We start from the raw sequence: 18,087 nt of genomic DNA, 5'->3' as shown, positions 1-18,087 counted from the left end.
TCACCGGCGGGCAGTCATTGCGGAAGCCATCCGAACAGCAGCATGAGGTGGAGCCTCGCCGGTGACGCCCGCGAGCGCCCCGCCAGGGGTGACGGAGCACCTCATTACCGCAGATGCATGAGGTGTGTCGGCTCGTGATCTTGTCCGGTCGGGCAGCTGAGAGAGGCGCGGACAAGGAGGCGCAGGCGAGGATCGAGCGCGCAGCCAAGGCGAAGGTGTGACTGTGCTGTCGCGGGCGGCGCGAGCGATGAGCACCTGGCGAACTGAGCGAGGGCTGTTCTCGTCGAGCGTGACCTTCACTCGGGGCCCAGCGGGACCAGTTCCTCGCGGGCCAGCAGCGCCCCGTACGCGGCGGCCGTCTGGACGCCTTCCGAGGACGGGTGTCGGGAACTCCGCAACGATCTCCTGCGGACTCATTCCGGCAGCTAAGCAGTCGAGCACCACGCTGACGGGCACGCGCGGTGCCGGCGATCACCGCCTGGCCGCTCAGCACGGCCGGATCGGTGGTGATCAAGGGACAGGCGATGGGAACTCGTGCGCCATGGGTGCCCGCGCGCATGATCTACGCCCAGCACGCCGAGCCGGCCTGGAGGAGAACCGGAGACGCGCCGGAGCAGGTCAGGAGACCCAGCAAGCCGACGAACGTCGGACCCAGGCGATCGGGAGCTCGGACAGCAGGGACTGGAGAAAAACAGGAACTTCGCCAGGCACCGTCACCAAACGGCCGGATATGGCGCCTTCTCCAGGTGGGCGTGCGGCGCCGGACGCCGGCGCACGGTGCCACGCGACGAGGAGGGCGACATGAGCGACACGCAGCGACCTCGGGAGCCGGTCTCCAGCGACCCGCTGCTCCTCACACCCGAGGAGGCCGCCACGGTGCTCCGCCTCGGGCGCACGACGGTCTACGCGTTGATGAAGGCGGGCGACCTGCACCCCGTCCACATCGGCCGGAGCTGCCGTCTCTCCCGCAGCGAGCTCGAACGTTACGTTCGCGGCCTGGAAGCTCCCCGCACCGCTCCTCGCGCGCTGCGCCGGTCCGTGACCACCACGGACCAGCGCGGACTCTTCGAACTGGACCCGACGTCGCCCGATGCCGCGTGAGTCCACAACCGCTCCGCCGGTGTCGGACCGCTCGGCCAAACTGACACTCCAGCCCACGACCCAGGGGTGACCGATGGCAGGGCGCTCAGCGAACGGTGAGTCGACGATCTACCAGGACGCCGACGGGCGGTGGCACGGCTACGTCTCCGTCGGCTTCACCCTCACCGGCAAGCCAGACCGCCGGCACGTCACCGGCAAGACCCGGGCCGTGGTCGTCGCGAAAGTCCGCGACCTGGAGCGCAAGCGCGACGCCGGCACCCTCAGCGCCGTCTCCACCCCGACCGTGGCCGACTGGCTGGAGCACTGGCTCACCACCATCGCCCCGCGCCGGGTGCGGCAGCGGACGCTGGAGAGCTACGAGTCCGCCGTCCGCAAGCACCTGGTCCCCGGCCTCGGTCGGCACCGCCTCGACCGGCTGCGCCCCGAGCACCTCGACCAGCTCTACACCGCGCTCCTCGACGCCGGCTACTCCCCCGCCACCGTGCTGCGCCATCACCGCATCCTGTCCCGGGCGCTCACCGTCGCCGTCCAGCGCGGGCACGTTCCACGCAACGTCGCCGCCCTCGTCGACCCGCCCGCACAGCGCCCGAGCGACATCGCCACCGCCCTCGACCTCGGCGAGGCCCGCGCCGTCCTCGCGGCAGCGGCTCACGTCCGCAACTACGCCCGCTGGACCGTCGCCCTCGCCCTCGGCCTGCGGCAGTCCGAGGCCCTGGCGCTGCAGTGGAAGGACATCGACCTGCTCACGGGCACGCTGACGGTCCGGCGGAGCATCCACCGAGTCCGCGGCGGCGGGCTGATCTACGAGGAGCCCAAGACCCGCCGCAGCCAGCGCACGCTCGCGCTGCCGATGCCTCTCGTCGACGAGCTGCACCGTCACAAGGCCGCGCAGCTCGGCGAGCAGATGCTGGCCGGCTCCGAGTGGCACGACGAGGACCTGGTCTTCGCTCAGCCCAACGGCCGGCCGATCGACAAGAAGACCGACCACGACGACTGGACCCGGCTGCTCAAGGCGGCCGGCGTCCGCCACGTCCGGCTGCACGACGGCCGGCACACCGCCGCGACGCTCCTGCTGAGCGAGAACGTCCACCCCCGGGTGGTCATGGAGCTGCTCGGCCACAGCCAGATGCGCACGACGATGGACATCTACAGCCACGTCATGCCGGCCCTGGCGCGCGAAGCCGCCGACCGGATGAGCGCCCTGCTGCTGCTAGCTAAGGGTAGGCAAACTGCCACCACAACTGCCACCAGAGACGACTCAGGCCGCTCCCCAGAAGGGGAACGGCCTGGTCATCGGGGTGGAGCTGAGGGGACTCGAACCCCTGACCCCCACACTGCCAGTGTGGTGCGCTACCAGCTGCGCCACAGCCCCTTGCGTGCCCGGTCTGGTGTGTCCGAGCCGGGAGCAACTGTACAGGCCCGCCCGCGTGGACCCGCGCAGGGGTGGCGGCGCCGCCACCGGGAGGACGGGTTCAGGGCTGCTTCATCTGCGCGATGCGGATGTGGTTGCCGAACGGGTCGCGGAGGCCGAAGTCGATGCCGTAGGGCTGGTCGACCGGCTCCTCGGTGATCTCGACGCCCTTCGCCTTGAGCTCGGCGTGGGTCTTGTAGGCGTCGTCGCAGGCGAAGAACAGGTGCCCCCCGGCGACGCCCTTGCTGATGGCCTCGCGCACCTGGGCGGCGGTCTCCTCGCTCATGGACGGCGCTCCGGGCTTCTCGAGGAGCACCGCGCGGTCGGGCTGGCCCGGCAGGTTGACGGTGAGCCAGCGCATCGGGCCGAAGTTCATGTCGGCCTGGACCTCGAAGCCGAGCTTCCCGACGTAGAAGTCGAGCGCGGCGTCCTGGTCGGGCACGTAGATCTGGGTGATGGTGATCGAGGTCAGCATGGGGAGAACGCTAGGGAGCGTCACCCCCCGGCGCTTCTCCGAAACTGCTCGGTCTGGCCCACCGCATGGCGAAGCACGTCGGCACCGGCGGCAGCGGCCCGCGCTGCCGGTAGAGCGAGGGCGGCTCCCCGACGATCTCCCGGAAAACCCGGCTGAAGGTGCCCAGGCTGCTGAACCCGACGTCCATGCAGATGTCCGTGACGCTCCGGTCGCCGGAGCGCAGCAGGAACATCGCCCGCTCGACGCGCCGTCGCTGCAGGTACCGGTTCGGCGTCTCGCCGAACGTGGCCCGGAACGTGCGGATGAAGTGCGCCTCCGACACGTGCGCGAGCCACGCCAGGGTCGGGACGTCGAGCGGCTCGGCGTACCGCGCGTCCATGGCGTCGCGTGCCCGGAGCATCCGCCGGTTGGAGTCCTCGACGGCGCCGCTCACGCGGTGATCAGATCAGACGCGGACGCCGCGCTCCGCCAGCCACGGGATCGGGTTGATCCGCTCGCCGTCCTCGCCGCCCTTGTGCACCTCGAAGTGCAGGTGCGGGCCGGTCGACTGGCCACGGTTGCCGAGCAGCGCGATCGTCTCGCCGGCCTCCACGTACTGACCGGGCTCCACGAGGATCGAGTCCATGTGGCCGTAGACGGTGACGTCGCCGTTCTCGTGGAGGATGTAGACCGCCAGGCCGAAGCCGCTGGCCGCACCGGCCCGCAGGACGACGCCGTCACCGGCCGCGTACTCCGGCGTGCGCATCGGCGCCGCCAGGTCGATGCCGTAGTGGAAGGTGCCCCACCGGCTGGCGAAGCCACTCGTCAGGCGGGCGCCGTTGATCGGCAGCACGAACTTGGGCCGCGCGGCCTCGCGGGCCTGCGCCTCGGCCTCGGCGCGGGCCGCGCGGGAGGCGGCCACCTCCTCCAGCCGGGCCTGGGCCTCCGCCACGGTGACCGACGCCTGCGGCTTGACCTCGAGGCCCTCCTCGCTGCCGAGCAGTTCCTGCTGGGCCTCCAGCACCGAGGTCGCCTCGGCGGATGCAGCCGGGGCGCTGTGCAGCCCGAGGCCCGCGGCCGCGACACCCCCGGCCAGGAGCGCGCTCAGCAGCAACGCCGGCCGGCGGGTGACCCTCGGGGCGGTGCGGCTGCGCGTGGGAGCGCCGTGACGAGCGGCCGGACGGACCGCGGTCAGGAGGTCCGTGGGGGCCTCGGAACGTGCGCGCATGCACCTGCCCGATCGTGTGCGGAGGAGAAGCCGGAGGGGAAGTTCGGCTACCGCCCATCCAAACATTCCGTGATCCGCTCGTAACCCGGCGTGCGGCGCGTCCGTCAGGACACGCCGTGCGAGCTGCCTCACACGCCTCGTGAGTCACAGGCGTTACTGACACCGATGTCATTCGGCGGCGATGCGGACGCCGGCCTGTGCTCCTCCCCACACGGCCCCGCCCGCGTACACCCGTGCGGGTGGCGGTGGCGTTTGGCCGACCCGCCCAGCGGGCAGTCTGGACCTCCGGCGTGAAAACCCGCGCCGCTCCCGCGTCTAACGATTCGGCGTCCGGTGAGCGGGATGGGCGTCCGAGCCATTGCGCGGGAGACCGCCGGACCCGTGTACTGCTGATCACCGTCGGCCCGAAACTGGGACGGCTGCGATGAGCCGTGCCCACAGACGACCAGACGGAGGGATGCCTTGACCCAAGCGGAGATCTTCTCCCTCCCCCAGAGCCAGGGCCTCGGACCCGCAGAGCTCCCGACCACGACCTCGCACATCGCACCGACGGCCACCGAGATCGCTCTCGCCCACCTCCCCAACGTCGCCGCCTCGGCCACCTCCATCCGGCCGCTGGCCGACCGGACCCTCGGCCAGCACGACGAGCAGCTGATCGTCCCCACCTATGACCGGGCGTCGCTGACCCCCGCCGTCGTGCACTTCAGCGTCGGCGGCTTCCACCGGGCGCACCAGCTCCTGTACTTCGACGACCTGGCCGAGCGCGGCATCAGCACCGGCTGGGGTGTCGTCGGCGTGGGCCTGCACAGCCGGCACATGAAGGACGCCCTGGCTCCCCAGGACCACCTCTACACCGTCGTCGAGCGCAGCCCGGACGGCGAGCGCGCCCGCGTCGTCGGCGTGATGCTCGACTACCACTTCGCGCCGGACGCCCCCGGCACGGTCCTCGACGTCCTGACCGACCCCCGCACCCGGATGGTCTCGCTGACCATCACCGGGAGCGGCTACCGGCTCTGCCCCGACACCGGCACCTTCGACGCCGACGACGCCGACATCCGGTGGGACCTCACGGAGACCGACCGGCCGCGCACGGTCTTCGGCTTCATCGTCGAGGCGCTCGACCGCCGCCGCCGCGCCGGCCTGCCCCCGTTCACCGTCGTCTCCTGCGACAACATGCACCGCAACGGGGACGCCGCCCGGGCGGCCATCGTCGGCTTCGCCCGGCTGCGCGACGAGGTGCTCGCCCGCTGGATCACCGACCGGGTGTCCTTCCCGAGCAGCATGGTCGACCGCATCACCCCGCACACCACCCCGGAGCAGCGCGAGGCGGTGGCCCAGCGCTACGGCGTCGACGACAACTGGCCGGTCATCACCGAGCCGTTCTCGCAGTGGGTCATCGAGGACGACTTCTGCAACGGCCGCCCCCCGCTGGACGTCGTCGGCGTGCGCTTCGTCGACGACGTGGCCGGCTACGAGCTGATGAAGACGCGGCTGCTCAACGCGAGCCACTGCGCCCTCGGCTACCTCGGCTCCCTGGCCGGGCACAGCAGCATCGACCGCGTCATGGCCGATCCGCTGCTGGCCGAGTACGTCGCGCAGCTCATGGACGTCGAGGTCACGCCGCTCCTGCCCCCGCCGGACGGCATCGACCTGACCGCCTACAAGGCCACCCTGCTCAAGCGGTTCGCCAACCCGGCCATCGCCGACCAGCTCTACCGCCTGTGCCGGCGCGGCTCGACGAAGATGCCGCACCACCTGCTGCCCTCGCTGCGGGAGGCGCTCGACGCCGGCCGGCCGCACGCCCTGCTCACCGTCGCCGTCGCCGCCTGGTTCCGCTACCTGCGCGGGACCGACCTCGAGGGTCGGCCGGTCGCGATCGACGACCCGCGCGCCGACGAGCTCCGGACGCTCGCCCGCGCCGGCGGCACGGACCCGCGGCCCTTGCTCGGCGTCCGGTCGATCTTCGGCGACCTGGGCGAGGACCCCGTCTTCGTCGCGGAACTCGCCGCCGCACTGGACCGCCTGGAGCACGACGGGGTGCGCGTCGCCGTGGCCGCGGCGCTGCACCCGTCCGACAGGTTCCGCCCGTGAGCCACCACGACCCGAGGGAGAACCCACCCATGCCGCCCGTCCCGACGCCGCTGCTCGAGCAGGTGCGCTTCCTGCTCTGCGACGCCGACGGCAACCTCTTCCCGTCCGAGGAGCCGGCCTTCGACGCGTCCGTCGAGGTCACCAACGCGTTCCTCGCGTCCATCGGCAGCGACCGCCGGTTCACCGCCCCGGAGCTCCGCCTCGCGGCGACCGGGCTGAACTTCCGGTCCACCGCGCAGCGCCTGGCCGCCGAGGCCGGTGTCCCGGACGTCGACGTCGAGCCGTGGGTCCAGGAGGAGAAGCGGGCGGTCACCGAGCACCTGGGCCGCACGCTGCGCCCGCACGCCGCGACGTCCGCCGCGCTCGAAACCATGGCCGCGCACCTGGAGCTCGCCGCGGTGAGCTCGAGCGCCCTGGCCCGGCTCGCCGCCTGCTTCACCGCCACCGACCTGGACGAGCTGATCCCGCCGGCCCGCCGCTTCAGCGCCGAGGACTCCCTCCCGACGCCGACCAGCAAGCCCGACCCCGCCGTCTACCTGCACGCCTGCGAGCAGCTGGGCATCCGTCCGGAGGAGGGCCTGGCGGTCGAGGACTCCCTGCCCGGCGCGCAGTCCGCCGTGGCGGCCGGCTGCCCGACCATCGGCAACCTGCTGTTCGTCGCCCCGGAGGAGCGGGCCGACCGCGCCGCGGCCCTCGAGGCGGCCGGCGTCCTCGCCGTCGTCTCCTCCTGGCAGGAGATCGCAGACCTGCTGCTCGCCCGTCGCGACGACGACGTGCTGGCGACGGGAGCGGCCCGGTGAACATCGTCTACAGCGCGTTCCGCGGGCACTTCTCCGACAGCCCGCGGGCGATCTACGAGGCGCTGCTCGCCCAGGGGTCCGACGGCCCGGCCGCCGGCGCCGCGCACACCTGGCTGGCCGCGCCCCACCTGAGGGGCACCTTCCCGGCCGACGTCACGACCGTCGAGTTCGGGAGCCCGGAGTGCATCGCGGCGCTCGAGGCCGCCGACGTCGTCGTCTCCAACGACCACATCCCGCTGGACTGGGACAAGCGCCCGGGGACGACGTACCTGCAGACCTGGCACGGCACGATGCTCAAGCGCATCCACAACGACGTGCTGTGGGCGCCCGAGGGCCGGCTGTCCTACCTGGAGCAGGACATCGCCCGCTGGGACCTGCTGCTCTCCCCCAACGCGGTGTCCACCGAGCGCCTGCGCAAGGCGTTCGGCTTCACCGGGCCGATCCACGAGACGGGGCTCCCGCGCAACGACCTGCTGAGCTCCTCGCAGGCCGGTGAGGTGCGCGCCGCGGTCCGCGCCGACCTGGGCATCGGGGACGACCAGAAGGTCGTCCTCTACACCCCGACCTGGCGCGACGACCTGGTGTTCAACAAGACCGGGCCGCAGGACTTCGAGTTCGCCATCGATCTCGACGACTTCGGCAAGCGCCTCGGCGACGACCACGTGCTGCTCCTGCGGCTGCACAACATGGTCATGGACCGGCTGGACATCACCGAGGGGTCGGCCGTGCGCGACGTGTGCAGCCACCCCGACATCCGCGACCTCTACCTGGCCGCCGACCTGATGGTCACCGACTACTCGTCGACCATGTTCGACTTCGCCATCACCGGCAAGCCGCTGCTCTTCTTCACCTACGACCTGGACTACTTCCGGGACGAGCTGCGCGGCTTCTACTTCGACCTGGCCGAGGCCGCGCCGACGCCGCTGCTGCACACCAGCGAGGAGCTCGTGGCGGCGATCGCCGACATCGACTCCATCGCGACACGGACGGCGGACCGGTACGCCCGGTTCCGCCAGGAGTTCACCCACCTCGAGGACGGCGCTGCGACCCAGCGCGTGCTCGACCTGCTCTTCCCGCCCGGCGCACGGGGCGCCGGCTGGACAACCGAGGGAGATGAGAACCGTGCGGACCTCTGACCGAGTTCTGAGCAACGTCCTGCGTGGGCGGTCCACCTCCCGATCTGCGCGGCTGCAGCCGGCCCAGACGCCGCTGCAGGTGGTCGTCCTCGCGGCCGGCATGGGCACCCGCCTCGGCCGCGACCACCCGAAGCCGCTGACGCCGCTGCACGACGGGCGCAGCATCCTGCAGCGCCAGCTCGACGGCCTGCGGGCGGTCCTCGGCGCCGAGGTGCCGATCACCGCGGTCGTGGGCTACCGCTGCGAGATGATCATGCAGGCGGCGCCGGACCTGACCTTCGCCTACAACCCGGACTTCGCCACGACGAACACCTCCAAGAGCCTGCTCCGCGGTCTGCGCAACTCGCACGAGGGCGGCGTCCTCTGGCTCAACGGGGACGTCGTCTTCGACCCGGCGGTGCTGGAGCTGGCGCTCCCGTGGCTGAAGGCGGACCAGAGCTTCGTCTGCGTCGACACGAACACCGTGGCCGACGAGGAGGTCAAGTACACCCTGGACGGCGACGGGTTCGTGCGCGAGCTCTCGAAGACGGTGGTCGGCGGGCTCGGTGAGGCGGTGGGCATCAACTTCGTGTCGGCCGCCGACAAGCCGGCGCTGATCGAGCACCTGGCCGCCTGCGACCTGCAGGACTACTTCGAGCGCGGCATGGAGACCGCGATCGAGCAGCGGGGCCTGCGCTTCCGGCCGCTCGACATCTCGCAGTTCGCCGCGGTCGAGGTCGACTTCGAGACCGACCTGCACCGCGCCAACAGCCTGCTGCCGGGGCCGCTCAACCACGTGGTCGACGACGTCCCCGCGGTGGCCGAGGTCGGCTGAGCTCGGCGTCCGGTCCCGGTCAGCCGACCGGGACCGGGCGCTCCGGCCCGTCCGGCGACGCGGTCTCCCGGAAGCGGCGGACCGCCGCGATCCCCCCGACCACGAAGCCCGCGCCGAGCGCGAGCAGCAGCGCCACGGCCACCCGGGCCAGCACCTGGGGGCCGTTCGACAGCACGTTCGCAGTCCACAGCACGTCGAGGTCGGGCAGCCCCTGCACCAGCATCAGCCAGCCCAGGACGACAGCGAACAGCCCGGTCATCGCGCCCCGCCCGCGCCGGGAGGCGCGGAAGCCCAGCACGCCGACCAGCACGGCGGTGAGCGCGGGCAGCAGCGCCGAGACGATCGCGCCGGCGTGCGAGGAGATGCTGACCGGCGGCTCGGGCGTGGCGGCCGCGTGCCAGAGCCCGGCGCCGGCCCCCACCAGCAGCAGCGCGCCCAGCGGACGCGGGCCCCGGACCAGCAGGCCGGCCGCGACCGCCAGCAGCGCCAGCGCGGCGTAGGCGGGCCAGACCAGCCAGGGCGAGGGCGGCGGCGTCCAGGTCAGCTCTCCGGCGACCTGGATGTCGGTGCCGTCGTGCTCCAGCGGCACGGTCCACTCGAAGACCGTGTGCGCCTCGGAGGGGTCGGCCGCGACCGCCGGCGGGAGCACGTTCGCGCTCATCCAGTGCGTGCGGTGGTCGTGCCACGCGTAGGACGGCTCGGTGGAGACCTGCACCCAGTCGGGCTCCGCCCCGCGCTCGGCGTTGTCCGGCAGGTCGACCTGGGCATACCGGTCGAGATTGATGTAGGTCGCCGGGCTGTTGGCGTTGCGCCAGACGCCGTCCGGCCCGATCCGCAGGTAGGGCTCGCCGTCGTAACCAGGGACGGCGACCTCGCTGCCAGTCTCGTTGACCAGCTCCAGCTCGTCCCCGAACTGCAGCACGCGCACGGTGAGTCCGGGGACCTCCGGCGTCACCGCCAGCACCCGGGCGTCGTAGTTGCTGCCGGCGGCCCCGCCCCCGACGTGCGCCGCGGCCGGGCCCGCCACCGCGAGGGCCGCGAGCAGGCCCGCGAGGACGACGAGCAGCCGGGCCGCGACCCGGCTCACGTCCCCTCCGCGACCAGTCGCAGGTCGGTGGCGATATCGCGCGAGGTGTTGCCGGCGTCGAAGGCGACGTGGGCCTCGTCGTCGGCGCCGTACAGCAGCAGCAGCGAGGAGTGCAGCCGGCCCTGGTCCTCGGCCAGCGGCACGCCGGTGGACAGCTGCGCCTGGTCGATCGCCTCCTGGTCGCCGGTCAGCCCGGTGAAGGCGACGGGCAGGTCGGCGTCGAAGCGGTCGAGGTACTCCCCCAGGACCTCGGGGGTGTCGGTCGCGGGATCGGTGGTGACGAAGACGACCTGCAGGTCCTGGAGCGTTGCCGCGTCCAGGCCGCGCAGGGCGACCGCGACGTCGGCCATCGTGGTCGGGCAGACGTCGGGGCAGTTGGTGTAGCCGAAGAACAGCAGCGTCGGCTTGCCCGCGGTGAGGGCAGTGAAGTCGAACGGCGCCCCGGTCGTGTCGGTCAGCGTGAACTGCGGCCGCCGGTAGGGCTCGGCGAGGTCCAGCCCGGCGTACACGTCGTCGGGCCCCTCCACCGCGGCCGGGGCGTCGGAGTGCTCGTGCCCGCCGGCGTGCGGTCCGTCCCCGGCGGTCGCCTCGTCACCGCAGCCGCTGAGGAGGACGACGGCGGCCAGGGACAGGGCCGTCAGCGCGGGACGCAGGCGGCCGCCGAGGGCGGAGCTCACGAGGACACGGTACGACGCGTCGCCCGCCAGCCGAGGACGACACCGGCGATGCCGGTCAGCAGCGCCAGGATGGCGAGGAAGAGCGCGAGCGCCCCCGGGGACTCCTCGACGGCGGCCGCGTGATCGTGGTCCTCCTCTGTCGTGGCTGGGGCGTCGGCGGTCTCGCCCGACGCGGCCGAGGTGAGGCTGAGCACGGGCGCCGGGCTCTCCGGCTCCTCCTGGCCGTCCACGGTCGGCTCGATCCAGGCCGCCTCGCTGCCGTCGCTGTAGAGCTGGACGACCGGGAAGGACAGCTGGTCGGCGTCCGGGAACGGACCGCCGGACAGCGCGAACTCCTGGAACTGCCCCGGCCCGATGCCGGCGCCCTCGTCGGCGCGGAACTCCACGACCGAGACGTAGGAGCTGATCTCCTGCCCGTGGTTGTCGAGGGGCTCGTCGAGGTCGGCGGTGGTCAGGGTCGCCGTCCAGCCGGGCATCGGCTGGGTGCGCAGGGAGGCCAGCGCGGCGTCCTCCGGGATCTGGATGCGCAGTCCGACGGTGCTGGCGGTGTCGCTCTCGTTCGGCACGCGGAAGGTGATCTTCCCGTACCCGCCGGGGGCGGCGTCCTGGCTGGCCACGGTGACGTGGGCCGAGGCCCCCGACGCCACGACGACCGAGGCGGCGAGTGCGGTGAGGAGCGCCGTCAGGACGACGACGGCGCGGGCGAGGGGACGGGGCCGGGTGGCCGCACGCGGGGACATGGATCTCCTGTTCATCGGGGGTCTGGGTGGTCCGGCGCCGCAGGTACGGGTCAGCGGACCGGGAACTCGGTACGGGCGGTCGTGGCGGTGAACTCGTCGAGCCGGACGCTGACGGCGAGCGTCCAGGTGCCGGCGCCGGGGATGTCCATCCCGTCGCTGACGTAGTGGCCCGGCCCGGCGGCGGCGAGCTCGACGTCCAGCGGGCCGATCTCCTGGGACGGCTCCCTGAGGCTCACCGTGATCCCGGCCGGCTGGGTGGGCCGCCCCTCGTCGTCGAAGAGGTAGACGTGCAGGGTGTTGGGCCCCGGCCGGGCCGGGTCGACGGAGAGCTGGACGCTGCCCGACGGGCCGCTGCTGGCCTGCAGGGGGAGCAGGACGTCGACCGGCTCGGCGACGGCGGACCGTGCCGGCGGCGTGCCGACGAGAACGGCGGAGAGGGCCAGCACCACGGCGGCGATCGCGAACTCCACGAGCACCGACCGCCGCAGGGCGGGGATGTGCTCGACGGCCGACTCGGACTGCAGCCGGCCGCGCAGGTCCGCGACCTCCTCGACGGCCGGCTCCTCGACGGCCGGCTCGGCCGCCGTCGGGCCGCCGCCCCCGACGGCGGCGAAGGCGTGCGCGGTCAGCGTCCGGCGCCCACCCGGCCGCGGGTGCCGGACGCCCAGGCGCTGCTGCACCCACACCCGGGAGACGCCCGCGGCGGCCAGCAGCACCGCGACCAGCACGAGCTTGGCGACCAGCACCCAGCCGTAGGTCGTGGCGAACAGCGCGGTCGGCGACTCCACCTCGCGGACGGCCTGCACCGTTCCGGTCACCACCAGGGCGGCGACGGCGCCGAACGCCAGCCGCGACCAGGGGGTGAGCACCAAGGCCAGGTCCTCGCCGGAGGTCGTGGGCCGCAGCACGACGGCGAGCAGCCCGGCCAGGCCGCCCAGCCACACGGCCATGCCCGCGGCGTGCACGGACGCCACGACCACCGCCAGGCCCGGCCAGGGCCCGGCCACCGGGTGCCCGATCGCCGCCGTGGCGACCACCAGACCGAGGGCGAGCACCCCCGCGACCGCCGTGAGCGCGGTCGACGGCGGGCGGCCGCGGCGCCACACCGGGCGCAGCACCAGCGCGAGGCCGACGGCCAGCACGGCCCGCGCCAGCAGCGTCCAGCCGGCCTCGGACTCGAGCGTCGCCGAGAGGAGCGACGGATCGAACGCCGAGCCCACACCGGCAGCCGCCGCGTACGGGCCCTGCAGGAGGAACGACAGCAGCGCCGAGCCGGCCACCGCGACCGCCCCCCACGTCGCCAGGCGGCGCAGCCGGTCCGAGCTCCACCCGCCCGGCCAGCAGCAGAGCGCGAGCACGGGCACCCCGACCGCCAGGGCGAGTCCCGCGAAACCGACCCAGCGGCTGATCGGCAGCGCGGCGGCGACGACGGGATCGGTGGGGTCGTCGGCGCCCGCCCCGGCGGTCGGCACCAGCTCGCCGTCGCCCACGACGAAGGAGTAGGCGCCGGAGATCGGGTGCGAGTCGGCCGAGACGACCCGGTAGGTGACCAGGTAGCCGTCGTCGGGCAGGCCGTCTCGCAGCGGGATGGTCAGCACCCGGCCCTCGACCGCGGCGGCACCGGTGTCCACCCGTTCGCCGTCGGCGCCGAGCACCCGCGCGTACCCGGCGCCCAACGAGACCCCCTCGCTGAACTCGAGGGTGACCTCGGCGGGGACCGACTCCACGCGGGCGCCCTCCCCCGGGTCGGTCGACACGAGGGTCGCGTGCGCGGCGGCGGGCAGTGCGGTCACCACGCCGCCGGCGAGCCAGCCGGCCAGCAGCGCGACGACGACGAGCCAGGAGCGCCTCACGCCGCGACCTGCCGGCCGGCGAGCGCGCGCACGGTGCGCCGGCGGCGCCCACGCCAGGCCACGGTGCAGACGAGGAAGACACCGGCCAGGAGCAGGAGGTGGGCCACGGCCCGCTCGACGTGCACGTGCCCGGCACCGAGGTCGGCGAGGGTCACGGGCAGGAGCAGTGCGGTGAAGGAGAGCAGGACCGGGAGCGCTCCGGCGGCCAGGCGGGGAGCCGCCGCCACGGCCAGGAACGCCGCCGCCACGGCGAGGTTCCACGCCCCGGTCTCGTGGGCCATGTGCACGGGAGCGCTCATGGCGCCGGCACCGGTCAGCAGGACCGGCAGGACGAAGGCCGCCTGGGCCACCCCCACGGCCAGCAGCGCCAGCCGGAGGGCGGAGTCGGCCAGGCGCGTACGGGCCGCCGCGGCGACGCCGGGCAGCTCGCGGGGCAGGGCACCGAGCACCGCGGCGGTCAGGTCCGGCACGGCGGGCGCCGCGGCCAGGCGGGCGCGGCGGGTGACCACGGCTGCCTCACCCGCCCAGCCCGCGCACCCGGGGCAGCTGGTGAGGTGGTCATCGAGCTCGCGGGACGGCATCCCGAGCGCTTCACCGTCGAGGCGGGCGGAGATGGCCTCACGGTAGGAAGAGCACGTCATGCCCCATTGGTCGTCCCCGGACCGCGTACGGTTCCCGGGCGGGTGAATGTTCTCCGCGGCACATCCCGGAGCACCCCGCGCGACGAAGATCGGGACATGGACGACCTGGAACGCATCACGGCCGACGCGGCCGAGGGCGACCCCCTCGCGGCGGCGGCGCTCGTGCGCGCCACCCAGTCCGACGTGTGGCGGCTGTGCGCGGCCCTCGGTGACGGCCAGAACGCCGACGACCTCACGCAGGAGACCTACCTGCGGGCCTTCGCCTCGCTGCACCGCTTCGAGAACCGCTCGTCGGTCCGCACCTGGCTGCTGGCCATCGCCCGGCGGGTGTGCGCCGATGCGGTCCGCTCCCGCCGCCGGCGGCGCCTGACCCTCGTCCGCGACGCCGGCGACCTCGAGGACCTCTCCCCCGCCCGGGGCGGCGACCCGGTCGCCGAGGGCGCGGCGGTCGACGACCTGCTCGCCCGCCTCGACCCCGACCGCCGCGAGGCGTTCGTCCTCACCCAGCTGCTCGGCCTGCCCTACGCCCAGGCCGCCGAGGTGGCCGGCTGCCCGGTGGGCACCATCCGCTCGCGGGTCGCGCGGGCCCGGGCGGACCTGATCGGTTCCCTCGACCGGGTGGACGACGACGCGGCGGAGAGCGACGCGGCTCACGCCTGACCCGTCCGCCGCGACCGCTACTGCGACGGCACCTAAGCTCTCCTCCGGCCATGCGTCGTCACGTGGACGACGCCGGCCGTTTCCCCTCCCGATACGGAGCCGACGCGTGCCCTTCAGCCTCACCCCCAAGGACTCGAGCTTCTACCCGCTGTTCACCGCCTCCGCGGAGAACCTCGTGGCGGCCACCGACGTCCTCAGTGAGTTCATCCACGACCACGCGCGCCGCAGCGAGCTGGCGGACAAGCTGCGCGACCTCGAGCACGCCGGGGACCAGACGACGCACGCGATCTTCCGGCAGCTCAACACCAGCTTCGTGACGCCGTTCGACCGCGAGGACATCTACAACCTGGCCAGCAACCTCGACGACGTCATGGACTTCGTCGAGGCCGCCGCCGACCTGGTCATCCTCACCGGTCTGGGCACCCTCCCGGCCGAGATGAGCCAGCAGGTCGCCCTGCTGCAGCGCTGTGCGCAGACGACCGCCGAGGCCATGCCGCGGCTGCGCACGCTCAAGGACCTCTCCGACTACTGGATCGAGGTCAACCGGATCGAGAACGAGGCGGACAAGCTCTACCGCCGGCTGCTCTCCCGGCTCTACAGCGGCGAGTTCGACGCGCTCGAGATCCTCAAGCTCAAGGAGGTCGCCGACCAGCTGGAGGAGGCGGCCGACGCGTTCGAGCACCTCGCGAACGTCGTCGAGACGATCGCCGTCAAGGAGTCCTGACCCGGATGGACCTCCTCTGATGGATGCGGCCTTCGTCGCACTGGTCGTCATCGTCCTGGTGGCCCTGGCGTTCGACTACACCAACGGCTTCCACGACGCGGCCAACGCCATCGCCGTCGCGGTCTCGACCAAGGCGCTCACGCCGCGCGTCGCGCTCGCGCTCGCGGCGGTGATGAACCTGGTCGGGGCGCTGATCTCCACCAGCGTGGCCAAGACCGTCGGTGAGGGCATCATCGACGCCCCGCAGGGCAGCGAGGGTCTGGAGATCGTGTTCGCCGCCCTCATCGGCGCGATCACCTGGAACCTCATCACCTGGTACTTCGGGCTGCCCTCGTCCTCGTCGCACGCGCTGATCGGCGGCCTCGTCGGAGCGGCCCTCGCTGCGGCACACTCCGTCAAGTGGATGGGGATCCTCGACAAGGTCGTGATCCCGATGATCCTGTCGCCGCTCGTCGGGTTCGGGCTCGGCTACCTGTTCATGCTGGGCATCCTGTGGGCCTTCCGCGGCGCCAACGTCTCGCGGGCCAACCGGGGTTTCCGGTACGCGCAGATCGTCAGCTCCGGGACCATGGCGCTGGGCCACGGCATGCAGGATGCCCAGAAGACGATGGGCATCATCACGCTGGCGCTGTTCACGGCCGGCGAGATCGACAGCTTCGAGGTCCCGTTCTGGGTGGTCCTGGCCGCTGCCGGGGCGATCAGCGCCGGCACGTACGCCGGCGGCTTCCGCATCATGCGCACCCTGGGCCGCCGCATCATCCAGCTGACGCCGGCCGGTGGCTTCTCGGCGCAGACCGTCGCCTCCGGCGTCATGATCACGACCGCGACGGTGTTCGCCGTGCCCGTGTCGACGACGCACATCACGACGACCTCGATCATGGGCGTCGGGGCGACCCGCCGGCTCTCCGCCGTCCGCTGGGGCGTCGCGGGCAACATCGTGGTGGCGTGGATCGTGACGTTGCCGGCCGCGGGCGCCGTGGCCGCGATCGCCTACTTCCTGACCGACCTCGCGGTCGGCTGACCGCATGACCGGCGACCGAGGGAGTTCGCCGGTCGCCCTGGGGACGGCGCCCGGCCGCTGGCTGGTCGTCGTCACCGTGCTCGCCTCGGGCATGGCGTTCCTCGACTCGACCGCCGTGCAGGTGGCGCTGCCGGCCATCGGCGAGGAGCTGGACGCCCCGCTGGCGGGCCTGCAGTGGACCGTCAACAGCTACACGCTGACGCTGGCCGGCCTGATCCTCCTGGGCGGCTCGCTGGGCGACCGCTACGGACGCCGCCGCATCTTCGTGCTGGGCGTCGTGTGGTTCGCCGCCGCGTCGCTGCTCTGCGGGATCGCCCAGACGACCGGGCAGCTGGTGGCCGCGCGCGCCCTGCAGGGCATCGGCGGTGCGCTGCTGACCCCGGGCAGCCTGGCGCTGATCCAGTCGTCGTTCCGGCACGGTGACCGCGGGCGGGCCATCGGCCTGTGGTCGTCGCTGTCGGGCATCGCGGGCCTGATCGGGCCCTTCCTCGGCGGTCTGCTCGTCGACGCGGCGAGCTGGCGGCTGGTGTTCCTCATCAACGTGCCGTTCGCCCTCGTCATCGTGGCCGTGGCCGGGCGGCACGTGCCCGAGAGCCGGGACGACCGGCACCACGGGCGGTTCGACGTGGCCGGGGCGGTGCTGGGGGCGCTGGCCCTGGGCGGGATCACCTACGCGCTGATCGCCGCGGAGGACACCTTCGCGAGCACCGACGTGCTGGTGGCTGCGGGGATCGGCGTGGTGTCGGCCGTCGGGTTCGTCGTCCGCGAGCGGCGGGCGTCGGACCCGATGCTGCCGCTGGGCGTCTTCGCCGACCGCCAGTTCAGCGGGGCCAACGTCGCCACGCTCGCCGTCTACGGCGCGCTCGGCGGCGGTGGGCTGTTCGTCGTCCTCCAGCTGCAGAACGTGCTGGGCTACGGGGCCACCGCGGCGGGGGCGGCGATGCTGCCCTCGATCCTGCTGATCACGCTGCTGTCCCCCCGCGGCGGCGCGCTCGCCCAGCGGATCGGTCCCCGGCTGCCGATGACGGTCGGGCCGCTCGTCGTCGCCGCCGGGACCTTCCTGCTGGCCTTCGTCGACGGGAGCGCCCCGTACGTCGTCGAGATCCTGCCCGGGTCGGTCCTGCAGGGCCTCGGGATGGCGCTCACCGTGGCGCCGCTGACGGCCACCGTGCTGGGCGCCGCGCCCGACACCATGGCGGGGGTGGCGAGCGGGGTCAACAACGCGGTCGCCCGGGCGGCGCAGCTGCTGGCCGTGGCCGCGCTGCCGGTCGCCGTCGGCCTCGGGGGCGACGACTACGCCGATCCGGCCGCGTTCACCGACGGCTACCGCATGGCGCTGATGATCTGCGCCGCGCTGTTCGCCATCGGCGGCGCGGTGTCGTGGGCGACCATCCGCAACGACGTGCTGGAGCCCTGATCCCGCCCTCTGGGACACCGCGTTGCGTATGTCGATCGATCTGGTAGACATAGCGCCGTGGCGGCGACGGCGGTGCTCCTCGTGGGGCGGATCCACGTCGACCTGCTCCGCGTCTGCACTGCGACCTGTCCGGGCTGCTGACTCCCGCCCCTGACGGCGTACGTCCTCGTTCCACCCCTCCCCTGCTCGATCCCGCCCGGCCGCGCCCGCGCGCGCGCCCGCGGTACCTCAC

At 73.2% G+C, this 18,087-nt stretch carries 17 protein-coding genes, 1 tRNA gene and 1 pseudogene; 10 read left to right on the top strand and 9 right to left on the bottom strand.

The annotated features are described in order from the left end of the window. Positions 1 to 801 precede the first annotated feature (801 nt). Both DCS98_RS04480 and DCS98_RS24050 read left to right on the top strand, forming a co-directional pair. The gene (locus DCS98_RS04480) at positions 802 to 1,101 is read left to right on the top strand and encodes a helix-turn-helix domain-containing protein (RefSeq protein ID WP_116450190.1); all 300 of its coding nucleotides are present in this window, start codon (positions 802 to 804) and stop codon (positions 1,099 to 1,101) included. A 73-nt stretch (positions 1,102 to 1,174) separates the two neighbouring features. Then, positions 1,175 to 2,200, top strand: a pseudogene (locus DCS98_RS24050) (tyrosine-type recombinase/integrase); the annotation flags it as partial. 200 nt (positions 2,201 to 2,400) lie between these two features. Here DCS98_RS24050 and DCS98_RS04470 read toward each other — a convergent pair. The 4 genes from DCS98_RS04470 to DCS98_RS04455 all read right to left on the bottom strand — a co-directional run bounded on the left by DCS98_RS04470 (position 2,401) and on the right by DCS98_RS04455 (position 4,194). Beyond that, positions 2,401 to 2,473: transfer RNA gene (locus DCS98_RS04470), tRNA-Ala, on the bottom strand. Positions 2,474 to 2,573: 100 nt separating this feature from the next. After that, positions 2,574 to 2,987, bottom strand: a complete 414-nt coding sequence (locus DCS98_RS04465; protein ID WP_116450057.1) for a VOC family protein — start codon at positions 2,985 to 2,987, stop codon at positions 2,574 to 2,576. 10 nt (positions 2,988 to 2,997) lie between these two features. Continuing rightward, the gene (locus tag DCS98_RS04460; RefSeq protein ID WP_116450056.1) at positions 2,998 to 3,420 is read right to left on the bottom strand and encodes a helix-turn-helix domain-containing protein; all 423 of its coding nucleotides are present in this window, start codon (positions 3,418 to 3,420) and stop codon (positions 2,998 to 3,000) included. Positions 3,421 to 3,432: 12 nt separating this feature from the next. Further along, complete coding sequence (locus DCS98_RS04455) at positions 3,433 to 4,194, bottom strand: M23 family metallopeptidase (protein WP_116450055.1); 762 nt, start codon at positions 4,192 to 4,194, stop codon at positions 3,433 to 3,435. Positions 4,195 to 4,656: 462 nt separating this feature from the next. Between DCS98_RS04455 and DCS98_RS04450 the strand changes: the two genes are divergently transcribed. From DCS98_RS04450 to DCS98_RS04435, 4 genes are read left to right on the top strand one after another with little or no spacing between them, the layout of a single operon-like run. After that, complete coding sequence (locus DCS98_RS04450) at positions 4,657 to 6,285, top strand: mannitol dehydrogenase family protein (protein ID WP_241037150.1); 1,629 nt, start codon at positions 4,657 to 4,659, stop codon at positions 6,283 to 6,285. A 29-nt stretch (positions 6,286 to 6,314) separates the two neighbouring features. Beyond that, the gene (locus tag DCS98_RS04445; RefSeq protein ID WP_116450054.1) at positions 6,315 to 7,085 is read left to right on the top strand and encodes an HAD family hydrolase; all 771 of its coding nucleotides are present in this window, start codon (positions 6,315 to 6,317) and stop codon (positions 7,083 to 7,085) included. Further along, the gene (locus DCS98_RS04440) at positions 7,082 to 8,221 is read left to right on the top strand and encodes a CDP-glycerol glycerophosphotransferase family protein (protein ID WP_116450053.1); all 1,140 of its coding nucleotides are present in this window, start codon (positions 7,082 to 7,084) and stop codon (positions 8,219 to 8,221) included. The genes DCS98_RS04445 and DCS98_RS04440 overlap by 4 nt, the downstream gene beginning before the upstream one ends. Beyond that, complete coding sequence (locus DCS98_RS04435) at positions 8,208 to 9,035, top strand: phosphocholine cytidylyltransferase family protein (protein ID WP_241037148.1); 828 nt, start codon at positions 8,208 to 8,210, stop codon at positions 9,033 to 9,035. Before DCS98_RS04440 ends, DCS98_RS04435 begins: the two co-directional genes overlap by 14 nt. 19 nt (positions 9,036 to 9,054) lie before the next feature. Here the strand turns inward: DCS98_RS04435 and DCS98_RS04430 are convergent, their stop codons facing one another. The 5 genes from DCS98_RS04430 to DCS98_RS04410 are packed head-to-tail and all read right to left on the bottom strand — an operon-like array spanning position 9,055 to position 14,033. After that, positions 9,055 to 10,122 (bottom strand): hypothetical protein, encoded by a 1,068-nt coding sequence (locus tag DCS98_RS04430; RefSeq protein ID WP_116450051.1) that lies wholly within the window; start codon positions 10,120 to 10,122, stop codon positions 9,055 to 9,057. Beyond that, positions 10,119 to 10,799, bottom strand: coding sequence for an SCO family protein (locus tag DCS98_RS04425; RefSeq protein ID WP_241037146.1), 681 nt, complete (start codon positions 10,797 to 10,799; stop codon positions 10,119 to 10,121). The genes DCS98_RS04430 and DCS98_RS04425 overlap by 4 nt, the downstream gene beginning before the upstream one ends. Continuing rightward, the gene (locus DCS98_RS04420; protein ID WP_116450050.1) at positions 10,796 to 11,539 is read right to left on the bottom strand and encodes a YcnI family copper-binding membrane protein; all 744 of its coding nucleotides are present in this window, start codon (positions 11,537 to 11,539) and stop codon (positions 10,796 to 10,798) included. Before DCS98_RS04420 ends, DCS98_RS04425 begins: the two co-directional genes overlap by 4 nt. 50 nt (positions 11,540 to 11,589) lie before the next feature. Then, positions 11,590 to 13,392: a copper resistance CopC/CopD family protein gene (locus DCS98_RS04415; RefSeq protein WP_116450049.1), complete on the bottom strand. Its 1,803-nt coding sequence runs from the start codon at positions 13,390 to 13,392 to the stop codon at positions 11,590 to 11,592. Next, positions 13,389 to 14,033, bottom strand: coding sequence for a zf-HC2 domain-containing protein (locus tag DCS98_RS04410; RefSeq protein ID WP_116450048.1), 645 nt, complete (start codon positions 14,031 to 14,033; stop codon positions 13,389 to 13,391). The genes DCS98_RS04415 and DCS98_RS04410 overlap by 4 nt, the downstream gene beginning before the upstream one ends. 96 nt (positions 14,034 to 14,129) lie before the next feature. Between DCS98_RS04410 and DCS98_RS04405 the strand changes: the two genes are divergently transcribed. From DCS98_RS04405 to DCS98_RS04390, 4 genes are all read left to right on the top strand, one after another. Continuing rightward, entirely contained in the window at positions 14,130 to 14,693 is a 564-nt protein-coding gene (locus DCS98_RS04405; RefSeq protein ID WP_116450047.1) for a sigma-70 family RNA polymerase sigma factor, read from the top strand. Positions 14,694 to 14,799: 106 nt separating this feature from the next. Beyond that, positions 14,800 to 15,417 carry a DUF47 domain-containing protein gene (locus DCS98_RS04400; RefSeq protein ID WP_116450046.1) on the top strand — a complete coding sequence of 206 codons (618 nt, stop codon included), beginning with the start codon at positions 14,800 to 14,802 and terminating at the stop codon, positions 15,415 to 15,417. Between the two features lie 19 nt (positions 15,418 to 15,436). Then, positions 15,437 to 16,438, top strand: coding sequence for an inorganic phosphate transporter (locus DCS98_RS04395; protein ID WP_116450045.1), 1,002 nt, complete (start codon positions 15,437 to 15,439; stop codon positions 16,436 to 16,438). A gap of 4 nt (positions 16,439 to 16,442) precedes the next feature. Continuing rightward, the gene (locus DCS98_RS04390) at positions 16,443 to 17,855 is read left to right on the top strand and encodes an MFS transporter (RefSeq protein ID WP_116450044.1); all 1,413 of its coding nucleotides are present in this window, start codon (positions 16,443 to 16,445) and stop codon (positions 17,853 to 17,855) included. Positions 17,856 to 18,087 lie beyond the last annotated feature (232 nt).

Source organism: Blastococcus litoris (assembly GCF_003075095.1).
Taxonomy (GTDB): Bacteria; Actinomycetota; Actinomycetes; order Mycobacteriales; family Geodermatophilaceae; genus Blastococcus_B; species Blastococcus_B litoris.
The sequence above is the reverse complement of the archived record's forward strand: the minus strand, read 5'-3'. Positions and strand labels throughout refer to the sequence as shown.